Here is a 13,679-nt window from a genome sequence, read left to right as displayed (position 1 = left end):
TTATACCTTGTCGATTTTAAACTTTATTTATTAGTTGAAAATCTATTAAAAAAAAGAGTTTGGCATTTGAAATTATTCCGTACATTTGCACAAAATTTGCAGGACATAAATTTCATTATTTAGATAAAGTATGATGGTAGCAACAAAATCTATCAAGTTTTTAGTAGTATTCGTTTTGGCATTAACTTCATTTACGGCGTTTGCTCAAGATGATGCTGTAGAAAACAATTTAGTAGATTCACCAGATGAAATAAGAGAGTATATTGCTCATCACCTTAAAGATTCTCACGATTTTCATTTATACACAGACAATGCCTCAGGAACTCATTATGGTTTTCCTTTACCGGTTATTGTATGGACAAGTAATGGATTAAAAACATTTATGTCTTCAGCGTTTCACCATGATGATAACGGAGAAGTTGTTGTTGATAAGGATGGAACAAAAATAGTTAAATACCATACTAAATTATATGAGTTAGAAGAAGGGGCAGCTGCACTTTCTTTTGATGAAGACCACCACCCAACTAACGCGTCTAAAGTTATTGACTTTTCTATTACAAAAAGTGTTTTTGGAATGCTGTTAACAGGATTGTTAATGTTGTTAGGTTTTGGTGCTTTAGCTAGAGGGTATAAAAAAGGAAATACTATTCCTAAAGGATTTTCTAGAGTGTTAGAGCCTTTAGTGATTTATGTGCGTGATGAGATAGCGAGACCAAATATTGGAGATAAAAAGTACCGTAAGTTTATGGGCTTCTTATTAACTGTGTTCTTTTTTATCTTAATCTTAAACTTATTAGGATTATCACCATTAGGATTTAACGTAACAGGACAGATAGCTGTAACAGCTTGTTTAGGTATATTTACCATGATTATTTATGTGTTTAGTGGGTCTAAAGACTTTTGGGCACATACCTTATGGATGCCAGGTGTACCTAAAATATTAAGACCAGTTCTTGCGGTTATCGAATTAATTGGATTCTTAATTATTAAGCCATTCTCATTATTAGTGCGTTTATATGCAAACATTACTGCAGGACACTTCGTAGTTATGAGTTTAATGGCCTTAATGATTACTATGAAGGCTGCTTTTGGTCCAGTAGCATCAACAGGAGTCTCTTTACTATTATCAATATTCATTATGTTTATTGAGATACTAGTAGCGTTCTTACAAGCCTTTATCTTTACGATGTTATCATCGTTATTTATTGGTATGGCTGTAGAAGAGCACGACGAACATTAAAAATTAAGATTGCAGAATAGCAATCATTATATAAAGGGAGAACACTGTGTTAAACGTGTTTAAACTTAAATTAAGAATTTGTTTAATTAATATTTATAAAACCAAATTAGTATGTACAATTTAATTGGAGCAGGAATGATCGTAATCGGTGGAGGTATCGGTTTAGGAATGATTGGATCAAAAGCAATGGAAAGTATTGCTCGTCAACCAGAAGCAGCTGGAAAAATTCAGACTGCGATGATCATCATCGGTGCCTTATTGGAAGGTTTAGCATTCGGTGCATTAATCTTAGGTAAATAAGATTTTCCTAAAAACAAAGAAACACGTTTCTGCAACGGTTGGTTGCAGAAACTGTTTTTAAATTAAACAAACAAAGAGAATTTAAGTAATCTATATAGTATGGAAACTTTATTAAACGATTTTTCAGTAGGCTTATTTTTTATGCAAGCCTTCATCTTATTAATATTAATTGTATTAATGAGAAAATTTGCTTGGAAACCAATTTTAGATGCGTTACAAACGAGAGAAGATGGTATTCAAGAGGCATTAGATTCTGCTGAAAAAGCAAAATTAGAAATGCAAAACCTTACAGCTTCTAACGAGAAGTTACTTCAAGAAGCACGTCTAGAAAGAGACGGTATGCTAAAAGAAGCACGTGAGATGAAAGATAATATGATTGCTACAGCAAAAGAGGAAGCACAAGCACAAGCTAACGCTATGATTGAGCAAGCTCAAATCGCGATCGAAGGTGAGAAAAATGCAGCAATGGCAGAATTAAAAAGTCATGTCGCTGGTTTATCTTTAGAGATTGCAGAGAAAGTAGTACGTCAAGAATTATCTAATAAAGACAAGCAACTAGCATTAGTAGACTCTATGTTAGCTGACGCAAAATTAAACTAAGTATAACAAATTTATAACTTACCTTAGTCATATCGTTTTAACGAAGATAAAAGGAGGTTGTTAGGATAGGAAACTATGGCAGGAGCAAGAGCAGCAATACGATACGCAAAAGCAATGTTAAGCTTAGCAAAAGATCAGAATTCAGCAGAAGCTGTAAATACTGATATGAAGCTATTCGCTAAAACCATTGCAGAGAGTCAAGACTTAAGTAATATGCTTAAAAGTCCAGTTGTTGGTTCAGCTATTAAAAAATCGGCGTTATTAGAGATTTTTAAAGGATCTAATGCATTAACCGTTAATTTAATAGATACTTTAATTACAAATAAACGTTTAGCGCTTTTAGAAGAAATAGCACTTCAGTATGTGGTGTTGTTTGACGAATCTAGAGGGATGCAAGTGGCAACGGTAACAACTGCTGTAGCATTAACAGAAGAGTTATCGGCTAAAGTGTCTGCGAAAATAAAAGCCCTTACCGGTAAAGACGCAGAATTAAAAAATATTATAGATGAAAGCATTTTAGGTGGTTTCATTTTACGAGTTGGAGATATTCAGTACAATGCGAGTATCGCAAACCAATTAAGTAAACTAAAAAGAGAATTTACATTAAACTAAGATAGTTATATCTAAATAAATAATAAGATGGCAGAAGTAAACCCAGCTGAAGTATCAGCAATCTTAAAACAACAACTTTCAGGATTTGAAGCTAGCGCTTCTTTAGATGAAGTTGGAACAGTATTAACTGTAGGTGATGGTATCGTACGTGCTTACGGATTAGCTAATGCTCAATATGGAGAGTTAGTGGAATTCGATGGTGGTGCAGAAGGTATTGTACTTAACTTAGAAGAAGACAACGTAGGTATTGTACTACTTGGAACTTCTGTAGGAGTTAAAGAAGGATCTACAGTAAAACGTACTTCTCGTATTGCCTCTGTAAAAGTGGGTGAAGGTATTGTTGGCCGTGTTGTAGATACATTGGGTAACCCTATCGATGGTAAAGGACCTATTGAAGGTACAACTTACGAAATGCCTTTGGAGCGTAAAGCACCAGGAGTTATTTATCGTGAGCCAGTAACCGAGCCATTACAAACAGGTATTAAAGCAATTGATGCAATGATTCCAGTAGGTAGAGGTCAACGTGAGTTGGTAATTGGTGACCGTCAAACTGGTAAAACTACCGTTTGTATTGATGCTATCTTAAACCAAAAAGAATTTTACGATGCAGGTAACCCTGTATATTGTATATACGTTGCTGTAGGGCAAAAAGCATCTACAGTAGCTTTAATTGCTAAAACATTAGAAGAAAAAGGCGCTTTAGCGTATACGACTATTGTTGCAGCTAATGCATCAGATCCAGCAGCAATGCAGGTATATGCACCATTTACTGGAGCATCTATTGGAGAGTACTTTAGAGATACTGGTCGTCCAGCTTTAATTGTATTTGATGATTTATCAAAACAAGCCGTAGCATACCGTGAGGTATCTTTATTATTACGTCGTCCACCAGGACGTGAGGCGTATCCAGGTGACGTTTTCTACCTACACTCTAGGTTATTAGAGCGTTCTGCAAAAATTATTAATAATGATGCGATTGCTAAAGAAATGAACGACTTACCAGACGTTTTAAAACCAATCGTAAAAGGTGGTGGTTCTTTAACTGCATTACCAATTATCGAAACGCAAGCAGGAGACGTTTCAGCATATATCCCAACAAACGTAATTTCTATTACCGATGGGCAAATCTTCTTAGATGGAGATTTATTTAACTCTGGTGTACGTCCAGCAATTAACGTAGGTATTTCTGTATCTCGTGTTGGTGGTAACGCTCAGATTAAATCAATGAAAAAAGTATCTGGTACATTAAAATTAGACCAAGCACAATTCCGTGAATTAGAAGCTTTCGCGAAATTTGGATCTGATTTAGATGCTGTTACTTTAAACGTAATTGAAAAAGGTAAACGTAACGTAGAGATCTTAAAGCAAGCTCAAAACGATCCGTTTACAGTAGAAGACCAAGTAGCAATTATCTATGCGGGATCTAAAAACTTATTAAAAGATGTGCCTGTAGCAAAAGTTAAAGAGTTCGAACGTGATTTTATCGAGTTCTTAAACGCTAAACACAGAGGTGTGTTAGATTTATTAAAGGCAGGTAAATTAACTGATGAAGTTACAGACACTTTAATAACTGTAGCAAAAGATTTATCAGGAAAATATAAAGCATAATTAACATCTCCACGCAAGTGGGGATTTTATTTCATATTTTAAAATATGGCAAATTTAAAAGAAATACGTAATAGAATTACTTCAGTATCTTCAACGATGCAGATTACCAGTGCCATGAAAATGGTATCGGCTGCAAAGTTAAAGAAAGCTCAGGATGCTATTACGGCAATGCGACCTTATTCGGATAAGTTAACAGAACTTTTACAAAGTTTAAGTGCTTCTCTTAATTCTGGTTCTGGAAGTAAATTCGCAGAACAAAGAGAGGTTGAGAACGTACTTATCGTTAGCATTACCTCAAACAGAGGGTTGTGTGGCGCTTTTAATTCAAATATTATTAAGCAAACACAAAGGCTAATTAGCGACACGTATGCAGATAAAAATGTTTCTGTTTTAGCTGTTGGTAAAAAAGCTAATGATGCGTTTGCTAAAAAAGATATCGTTATCGCTAATAGAAGTGATGTTTTCGATGATTTAACCTTCGATAATGTTGCGGAAATTGCCGAAATGCTAATGGAGAAATTTTTAAATAATGAGTACGATAAAATTGAAATCGTATACAATAAGTTTAAAAATGCAGCAACTCAAATTGTAATGACCGAGCAATTTTTACCAATTGTTCCTATAGAAGGTGATGAAGAAAACACTGCAGACTATGTGTTTGAACCTTCTAAAGTTGAAATCATTGAGGAGCTTATTCCTAAATCTCTTAAGACCCAACTTTATAAGGGCGTTAGAGATTCTTTTGCTAGTGAGCACGGAGCGCGTATGACAGCAATGCATAAAGCAACCGATAATGCAACCGAGTTAAGAGATCAATTAAAATTAACATACAACAAAGCACGTCAAGCGGCTATTACTAACGAAATCCTTGAGATCGTTGGTGGAGCTGAAGCTTTGAATAACTAAGTTCTAGTTTACTATTTATAAAAAAAACCTTGTTCTATTAGAACAAGGTTTTTTTTATACCCCTAGTTTAAGGATTAAAAGACTATTTTGCAACAGGATATAAACCAAAAAAATTGAACAACCTACTTATGAAAAAACTATTACTAGTATTACTTTTATCTTATTCCATAACCGCATTTGCTCAATTAGATGTTGGAAACATCGACCTAAACTTTGGAGCAACCATCGAAAATAATGACGGTGATGTTATTCAAATTGCTGGTGAAAGACACAATACTATATACGCTTTATCGAGAAAGAAAAAAGACTTTTTTTTACAAACATTCGATGCGTCTACTAAAGGGTTTAAAAGCAGCTCTTTGCTTGAATTTGAGAAAAAGAACGGCGGTAAATTACAAATTGAAGACCTAGTTATTGTTGGTGAAAAGGTGTTTTTAATGGTGTCTTATTTCGATAAGAAAGCAGATACATATAACTTTTTAGCAAAAGAAATTGAAGGAAATAAAATTGTAAAAACAACCCATGTCTTTTCTGTTCCAGTAGAAAATAAAAGGAATAAAGGGAGCTTTGTGTTTACTACTTCTTACGATGAGTTTAATTACCTTGTTGCTCATGTGGGGATCAATACTAAAGAAGAACAGTTAAAATATACCGTTACTCTATTAGACGACAACTTAACAGAGGTCTTAAAAGATAGTTATGAAGTTGTTTTTCAAGATAAAAACCGACAACAATATGACTTTTCAGATGTTCAAGTAAATGAACATGGTGATGTTTTAATTGCAACAACAGAAAGCTATAGAGACAAAAAAAATAAAACGAGTGTAAACACTATTACAATCCACTCTTATTTAGCTAGTAATAATTATACCAAGCAAGTTACTAATGTAAGTTTAACAGGGAAAAGGGCATTAAACTGTAGCTTAATAGAAACAAAAGACAATACCTTACATGCTATTGGTTTTTATTCCGATATTAAGAAAAGTGGTAAAGCTGAATCTACTGTAGAAGGTATTTATAATGTAACATTTAATTATAATACTGGAGAAGTCACTAAAAAAACATTTAATGCGTTTTCTTTCGATGTAAAAAAGCATCTTATAGGAGAGAGAAGGGCTAAAAAAGGAAAGGATTTGAAACCTTTTTATCAAAATATTGCTTTTGTAGAAAGAGAAAATGGAGGTGTAATTGTGCTCTCAGAATATAAGGTTATTATAGAAGGAGCATCAAGTGGTTTTGGACCACTATCTATTACACCCTATACCTACATTACGAACGAAATTATTGTTTCAGCCTTAAAAAAAGACGGTACCTTAGACTGGAGTAATGTAATACCAAAAGAACAACAAATAACAGTGAGAGAATTAGGTTTTTCGGTTGGCTTTCTTGGAAGCTCAGGTGGAGTTTCAGTTTCAGCAGGTATGTACTTTCCCTTAGCCGTTTTAGGTAGTGGACCAGAGTATTTAAGTGCTATTCCAATTTATCACAATGGACAATTAACCGTTCTGGTTAATGATGACCCTAAAAATATTGGTATAACTAAAATGGATGATGTTAAAAAAGTTCGAAATGTGAATAAAATGATACCTGTAGCTTTTTCGTTCAATGAACAAACAGGTGAATTAACAAGAACAGACCCTACTGAATTTGAAAAAAAGCAAATTGTAGTAAGGCCATCTACTAAATATAAAAAAGCTTCTAACAGCTACCTTATTTATGGCGGAAATAAAGAGGGCAATACTTTAGGGGAATTAACTATAACTAAATAATAATAAATAAAAAAAGCCTCATTCGCTAGAATGGGGCTTTTTTATGCCTTATAGCGAGCTATTATTTTAATAATCTGCACAGCGCTTTTACAGCCTTCATTAGCTATTCGTACTAGTCTCAACTCGAGCTCGTGTAAATCTCGAGCTATTTCCTTTTTTAGGTCTTACGAATTCAATACTTTTAACCTAAAATACCCATAGTCAACTTGAGCGGATTCAAATCTCTTTTTAAACAAACATTCATTTATGGTTTAGCTACCGTATTGCCGCGAATGTTAAGCTTTCTTCTAGTACCGCTGTATACCACCAAAGATGTGTTATCCTCAGTGGAGGAGTATGGTGTAATTTCGTACATCTTCGCTTACTTTGTACTGTTTAACGTCATTCTTGCTTACGGTATGGAAACGGCATTTTTTCGTTTTTTTAATAAAGAAGAAGAGTCCGAAACGGTAACCGGTACAGCATCCATTTCTTTAATACTATCCTCTTTAGCATTCCTCGCTGTGGGCTTATTACTTAAAGATCAAATAGCAGCTCTAGTCGCTATTAAAGTGGAGTACATTACCTTGGTAATTTGGATTTTGTTATTAGACGCCTTGGTTATAATTCCTTTCGCCTGGTTACGGGCTAATACGAAACCCATGCGCTATGCGATTATAAAAATTCTAAATGTTGCCGTTAACTTAGGGCTCAACATCTTCTTTTTATTGGCATTAAAAAAATTAGCACCAAACAGTGCGTTTTTTGAGAGTTTATACCGACCTCATTTTGAAGTTAATTATATTTTAATTTCTATGATCGTGGCTAGTGGGCTAACCTTAGCTTTAATGCTTCCTTTTTATGTGAAATTGAAATACATTTTTAATACGGATTTATGGAAACGTATGATGCGTTATGCTATTCCAGTACTTATTGCTGGAGTTGCCTTTTCGGTTAATGAAACTTTCGATAGAATTTTATTAAAGCAACTCTTACCAGTAGATATTGCCGATAGAGAAATTGCTTTGTACTCGGCGTGTTATAAAATTGCTGTGGTTATGACCTTGTTTATAACCGCATATCGCCTAGGGATAGAACCCTACTTTTTTAGCCATTCTAAAACTAAAAACCCTCAAAAAAATTATGCCAAGATTTTAGAGTTCTTTGTGGCTTTCGGATCCATTATACTTTTAGGAGTGGTGGTGTTTGCCGACGTGTTAAAACGGATTGTGGTGCAAGGTGAGGCGTATTGGGAAGCCATGTGGATTGTCCCTGTCGTACTATTAGCTAATTTTTGCTTGGGTATTTATCACAACCTATCGGTGTGGTACAAAATTACCGATCGGACAAAGTTTGGGGCTTATATCTCAGTTTTTGGTGCCGTGCTTACCTTAGGGTTAAATTATTGGTTAATTCCAATCTATAGTTATAAAGGATCGGCGGTAGCGACCTTAGCCGCTTATGCAGTTATGATGCTCTTATCTTTTTATTTTGGGAGAAAATATTACCCTATTCCCTATAATTTAAAGAAAATAAGCACCTATCTCTTTGTTTCTATTACCCTTTCTGTAGTCTCATTCTATTATTTAAGAGGTAACTATCTCTTTGGTATTTCAGCATTAATTGTATTTTTAACGCTCGTATTTACCATGGAGAAAAAAGAACTTAAACAACTTTTAAAACAGTAATATGCAAATTAAGATAATTAATAAATCTAATCAAGCTTTACCAAGCTATGAAACCCTAGCCTCGGCAGGAATGGATTTACGTGCACATATTAGCGAATCAATCACATTAAAACCTATGGAGCGTAAGATTGTGCCTACAGGCTTGTTTTTAGAGCTTCCTGTGGGGATTGAAGCGCAAGTACGACCAAGAAGTGGTTTGGCAGCTAAAAAGGGCGTAACGGTGCTTAATGCGCCCGGAACAGTAGATGCTGATTATAGAGGCGAAGTAGGCGTTATATTAGTTAATCTGTCTACCGAAGATTTTGTTGTAGAAAATGGCGAACGTATTGCACAATTGGTAATTGCAAAGCACGAACGTGCCCAATGGCTTGAAGTCGATACCCTTTCTGAAACCGATAGAGGTACCGGAGGATTTGGTAGCACAGGAGTGAAGTAACAAGAGATTCCAGATCAAAGCAAAAGCCTTTACCCGAATAGAATCATATTTATAAAAATAAAAGATCTAAATTTTTAGATCGTAGTATAACATAAAACCACCTGCGTTGGCAGGCAATATCATGAAAATAATCGTACCAATGGCCGGACGAGGCTCACGTTTACGTCCGCATAGTTTAACCGTTCCAAAACCATTAATTCCTGTTGCTGGACAGCCTATAGTGCATCGTCTAGTTAAGGATATAGTAAAAGTATTAAATCAACCTATCGAAGAAATCGCTTTTATTCTAGGTGATCCAGCTTGGTTTGGAGACGACGTGGTTTCTAGTTTAGAATCTCTTGCTCAAAGTTTAGGTGCTAAAGCCACTATTTACAGACAAGATCAACCTCTAGGAACAGGACATGCTATAATGTGTGCTAAAGATTCCCTTTCGGGGCCAGCAGTTATTGCGTATGCAGATACTTTAATTAGAGCCGATTTTAATTTGGATCCGGAAGCAGATGCTGTTATTTGGGTTAAACAAGTCGATGAGCCGGAAGCTTATGGTGTTGTTAAATTAAACGAGAAAAAAGAAATTGTAGAACTTGTTGAAAAGCCAGACACTTTTGTTAGTGATTTAGCCGTTATCGGTATTTATTACTTTAAAGATGTCGCTGTTTTAAAAGAAGAGCTTCAACATGTATTAGATAACAATATTATTAATGGCGGAGAGTACCAAATTAACGATGGTATTAAAGGCATGATGGCTAAAGGTAAAATCTTTAAAACTGGAGAAGTTAGTGAGTGGATGGATTGCGGGAATAAAACCGTTACCTTAGAAACTAATCAGCGTATGCTAGGGTTTTTAACTGCCGATGGCGAAGAGCAATTGGTTTCAAATTCCGTAACTTTAGAGAACTCTAAAATTATAGAGCCTTGTTTTATAGGTGAAAACGTATCTTTAATTAATGCGACTATTGGACCTAATGTGTCTATAGGTAATAATTGCACTATTGAGAATGCAACCGTTAAAAATAGTCTAATTCAGAACCATACCAGTATTAAAAACGCTAATTTAGACGAGGCCATGATTGGTAACCACGTAAAGTACAATGGAGAATTCACTAAAATAAGTATTGGTGATTATTCAATAATGGAATAATTTTTGACTTTTTATATTAAAATGCTACTTAAACGCCTTATAACGCTAATTATTTACGGAATAATCACTATTTCGCAGGTGAGTTATGGGCAGGTAGATTTTAATAAAACAGACGATGACCTCGGTAATGTATCCGATGAATTTCAGGAACATTTTTTCGAAGCCCTAAAACAAAAGGCTATAGAGAATTACGACAAGTCGGTAACAGCACTTTTAAAGTGTATTGAAATCGATGATTCGCACTCTGTCTTATATTTTGAATTGGGGAAAAATTACAATGCGCTTAAAAATTTTGGGGCCGCAGAAGAAGCCCTTAAAGAAGCTGTAAGTCAGGAGCCCGATAACGAATGGTACCTTGATGAATTGTATGTGGCTTACGTTAATTTAAAAGACTATCGTAGAGCTATTAAAACCGTAAAGCAACTCGTAAAATTTCACCCCGATTATAAAGAAGATTTGGCTGCTATTTACGTGCAAACGCAAAATTATAAGGACGCCTTAAAAGTTTTGGATGAATTGGATGATGAACTGGGATTGTCTTCTGATCGCGACCGACTAAGGAATCAGATTTATAATGCTACCGGAAGGAAAAAAGAACAGATTGAGAATCTTAAAGAGCGCGTGGATAAAGATCCTGAAGCCGAAAAAAATTACTTAGCACTTATTTATCGTTATAGCGAAAATAAAGAAGAGAAAAAAGCCTACGATACCGCGAAAACTTTACTTGAAATTCACCCAGAATCACAGTTGGTTCATTTGGCTTTATACAAGTTTTATTTAAACGATAATAAGCATGAAGAGGCTATTGCCTCTATGAAAACAGTGCTTAGTAGTAAAGCTATTGATGCAGAAGCTAAAGTGAAAGTTTTGGCCGATTTTGTGCGTTTTGTAAGTGAAAATGAACAGTATGAAGCCGAGTTAGTGGCCATAACTTCAGAACTCACACAAACTACAACCAATGCTAAAACGCTAATCGAGTTGGCGCAATATTATCTGGTTAAAAATAATAAGCAAAAAGCCTTAGACTACTATTTGCAAGCAGAACGTAAAGAACCAGAAAACTTTGGTTTAATTAGAAATATCTTACTGCTATACATCGATTTAGAACAGTATGAAGTCGCCGAGAAAAAAAGCGATCAGGCTTTAGAGCGCTTTCCTTCGCAACCGGTATTATATCTTATAAATGGCGTAGCACTAAATCGATTAAATCGCCATAATGATGCTGTAGAATCTTTAGAAATGGGTTTAGATTATATTATTGAAAACGCAAAAATGGAATCCGATTTCTATAAGCAACTTAGCACAGCATACACAGGCTTAAACAATTTAAAAAAGGCCAAAGCGTTTAGTGATAAAGCCAAATCTTTAGAACCTTTAGAATAATGAGAACACAACGTGTTTTAGGGCTTTTACTTTTAGTAATCGCACTTAGCTTTTCGGGATGTAAGTCGTCACAAACAGTCGTGTCAGACGGGACATTAAACCCTAATTTATCGGCTAAACAATTAATTAAAAATAACTTTAAAAACAACGCCGATTTTAAAACCTTATCGTCGCGAGTTAAAATTGAAACTATAAATGGTGACCAGTCGCAAGCAGTGAGTGTATCCCTGCGAATGGAAAAAGATAAAGTTATTTGGTTGAGTAAATTGGGAATTGTAAAAGCGATGATTACACCAACACGTGTGGCTTATTATAATAAGTTAGACAATACGTATTTTGATGGTGACTTCGCTTATTTAAGTCATTTACTAGGAACCGAGCTTAATTTTCAGAAAGTTCAAAGTTTGCTGTTAGGCGAGTCTTTATTCCCATTAGATCATAATACCTACGCCTTATCCATTTTTGAAAACTCTTATTTATTACAGCCGAAGACACAAGAGGATGTGTTTGAAATATTTTTAATGTTAAACCCAACCCATTTTAAAATGGATTCTCAACAAATCGCCCAATCGGAAACCTCACGTTTACTGCAAATCGATTATTTGACCTATCAAAATGTTGAGGATGAAATACTACCAGAACAAACAAAAATTATCGCTTTAGAAAAAGACGATCAATTAGAAATTAATATTGAAATGAAAGGAATAAGTTTAAATGAAGACCTGCGCTTCCCATTTAAAATTCCTTCAGGATACGAAGCAATTACTTTAGATTAATGAGAATACAACCGACTTATTTTACGCTGCTTTTAGGAGTATTTTTATTGTGTGTTAATGTTGGGTTTTCCCAATCTAGCAAACAAAAAGAATTGGAGGCAAGACGTGTGGAATTGCGTAAAGAAATTCAGAAAATTAATGCCTTAGTGTCTACTAATAAAGACAAGAAAAAGTCTGAGCTAACATTAATTGAAGAGTTAAATTATAAGGTGAGTGTACAGCGTAATTTAATTAAAGTGACCAATCAGCAAGCTAATTTGCTCACACGTGAAATTAATAATAACCAAAAGCAAATTTCACAGTATAGGGACGAATTAACGTCTTTAAAAGCCAACTATGCGAAAATGATTGAACGTTCGTATAAAAACAAAAACAAGCAAAGCCGTATTATGTTTTTGTTATCGTCAAGTAACTTTAAGCAGGCGTATAAACGCGTTCAGTATTTAAATCAGTATGCCGAATTCCAAAAGGAACAAGGTGAAATTATAAAGGCGAAAACCAAAGAGTTGCAAGCGGCTAATACCTTATTATTAAAACAAAAGGAACAAAAAAAGAAACTCATTGCCGAGAATAAACAAATACAAAAAGATTTAGAGCAAGAGATGAAACAGCATGAAATTATCATGCAGTCTATAAATAGTAATCTAGCAAAATATACCGCCGAAGTAAAAGCCAAACAGCAAGAAGCCGATAGAATAGATCGCGAAATCGATAAGATTATTAAGGCCGAAATTGCAAAATCGAATAAAAAGGCGGGTAAGACCAAATCAACATCCACATCAAACTTTGCGCTTACAGCGGAAGCTAAGGCTTTAGCTAAAGACTTTTTAGGCAATAAAGGTAAATTACCTTGGCCTGTAGAAAAAGGGGTTGTAAAAGTACGCTATGGCGATCAGCCGTCACCTATAGATGCTTCCATTCGAATTAAAAGTAGTGGTGTGCGAATTTCAACAGAAAAAGGCGCTAAGGTTCGTGCTATATTTAATGGAGAAGTTATGCGTATCATTCAACAAAAAAGAAGTAACCCCGTTGTTTTAGTCCGTCATGGTAACTATATTTCGGTGTATTATAACTTAGGGAAAGTGTATGTAAAACCAGGGGATAAGGTGACTACCAAGCAAGATATTGGTGAGGTATTTACAAACCCTAATAATGGTGAAACCGTATTAAAGTTTAGTATTTACAAAGATAATCACACGCAAAATCCAGCAGCTTGGATTTATAAGATGTAAATAAAAAAC

General features: G+C 34.8%; 13 protein-coding genes. All 13 read left to right on the top strand.

All coding sequences use genetic code 11. The features are described 5' to 3' along the window. Window positions 1-130 precede the first annotated feature (130 nt). The 13 genes from atpB (at window position 131) to BLV64_RS01920 (ending at window position 13,670) form a co-directional block, all read left to right on the top strand. Complete coding sequence (gene atpB / locus BLV64_RS01980; protein WP_092131728.1) at window positions 131-1,240, top strand: F0F1 ATP synthase subunit A; 1,110 nt, start codon at window positions 131-133, stop codon at window positions 1,238-1,240. A gap of 111 nt (window positions 1,241-1,351) precedes the next feature. Next, the gene (gene atpE / locus BLV64_RS01975) at window positions 1,352-1,540 is read left to right on the top strand and encodes an ATP synthase F0 subunit C (RefSeq protein ID WP_008638050.1); all 189 of its coding nucleotides are present in this window, start codon (window positions 1,352-1,354) and stop codon (window positions 1,538-1,540) included. A 99-nt stretch (window positions 1,541-1,639) separates the two neighbouring features. Next, complete coding sequence (locus BLV64_RS01970) at window positions 1,640-2,140, top strand: F0F1 ATP synthase subunit B (protein WP_092131725.1); 501 nt, start codon at window positions 1,640-1,642, stop codon at window positions 2,138-2,140. A gap of 75 nt (window positions 2,141-2,215) precedes the next feature. Next, complete coding sequence (gene atpH, locus BLV64_RS01965) at window positions 2,216-2,752, top strand: ATP synthase F1 subunit delta (RefSeq protein ID WP_092131722.1); 537 nt, start codon at window positions 2,216-2,218, stop codon at window positions 2,750-2,752. Between the two features lie 27 nt (window positions 2,753-2,779). Next, window positions 2,780-4,360, top strand: coding sequence for a F0F1 ATP synthase subunit alpha (gene atpA / locus BLV64_RS01960; RefSeq protein ID WP_092131719.1), 1,581 nt, complete (start codon window positions 2,780-2,782; stop codon window positions 4,358-4,360). A gap of 45 nt (window positions 4,361-4,405) precedes the next feature. Then, a complete protein-coding gene (gene atpG / locus BLV64_RS01955; protein ID WP_092131716.1) occupies window positions 4,406-5,266 on the top strand; it encodes an ATP synthase F1 subunit gamma in 861 nt (286 codons plus the stop codon). A gap of 128 nt (window positions 5,267-5,394) precedes the next feature. After that, a complete protein-coding gene (locus BLV64_RS01950) occupies window positions 5,395-7,035 on the top strand; it encodes a hypothetical protein (RefSeq protein ID WP_092131713.1) in 1,641 nt (546 codons plus the stop codon). 206 nt (window positions 7,036-7,241) lie between these two features. Beyond that, window positions 7,242-8,702 carry an oligosaccharide flippase family protein gene (locus BLV64_RS01945; protein WP_092131710.1) on the top strand — a complete coding sequence of 487 codons (1,461 nt, stop codon included), beginning with the start codon at window positions 7,242-7,244 and terminating at the stop codon, window positions 8,700-8,702. A gap of 1 nt (window position 8,703) precedes the next feature. Further along, entirely contained in the window at window positions 8,704-9,138 is a 435-nt protein-coding gene (dut, locus tag BLV64_RS01940; RefSeq protein WP_092131708.1) for a dUTP diphosphatase, read from the top strand. 121 nt (window positions 9,139-9,259) lie between these two features. Next, entirely contained in the window at window positions 9,260-10,279 is a 1,020-nt protein-coding gene (locus BLV64_RS01935) for a sugar phosphate nucleotidyltransferase (RefSeq protein WP_092131705.1), read from the top strand. A gap of 21 nt (window positions 10,280-10,300) precedes the next feature. Continuing rightward, complete coding sequence (locus tag BLV64_RS01930) at window positions 10,301-11,662, top strand: tetratricopeptide repeat protein (RefSeq protein WP_092131982.1); 1,362 nt, start codon at window positions 10,301-10,303, stop codon at window positions 11,660-11,662. After that, window positions 11,662-12,438, top strand: a complete 777-nt coding sequence (locus BLV64_RS01925; RefSeq protein WP_092131702.1) for a lipoprotein insertase outer membrane protein LolB1 — start codon at window positions 11,662-11,664, stop codon at window positions 12,436-12,438. Before BLV64_RS01930 ends, BLV64_RS01925 begins: the two co-directional genes overlap by 1 nt. Then, window positions 12,438-13,670 (top strand): murein hydrolase activator EnvC family protein, encoded by a 1,233-nt coding sequence (locus BLV64_RS01920; RefSeq protein ID WP_092131699.1) that lies wholly within the window; start codon window positions 12,438-12,440, stop codon window positions 13,668-13,670. The genes BLV64_RS01925 and BLV64_RS01920 overlap by 1 nt, the downstream gene beginning before the upstream one ends. Window positions 13,671-13,679 lie beyond the last annotated feature (9 nt).

Origin of the sequence: Bizionia paragorgiae, assembly GCF_900107625.1 — a bacterium.
GTDB classification, from domain to species: domain Bacteria; phylum Bacteroidota; class Bacteroidia; order Flavobacteriales; family Flavobacteriaceae; genus Bizionia; species Bizionia paragorgiae.
The sequence above is the reverse complement of the archived record's forward strand: the minus strand, read 5'-3'. Positions and strand labels throughout refer to the sequence as shown.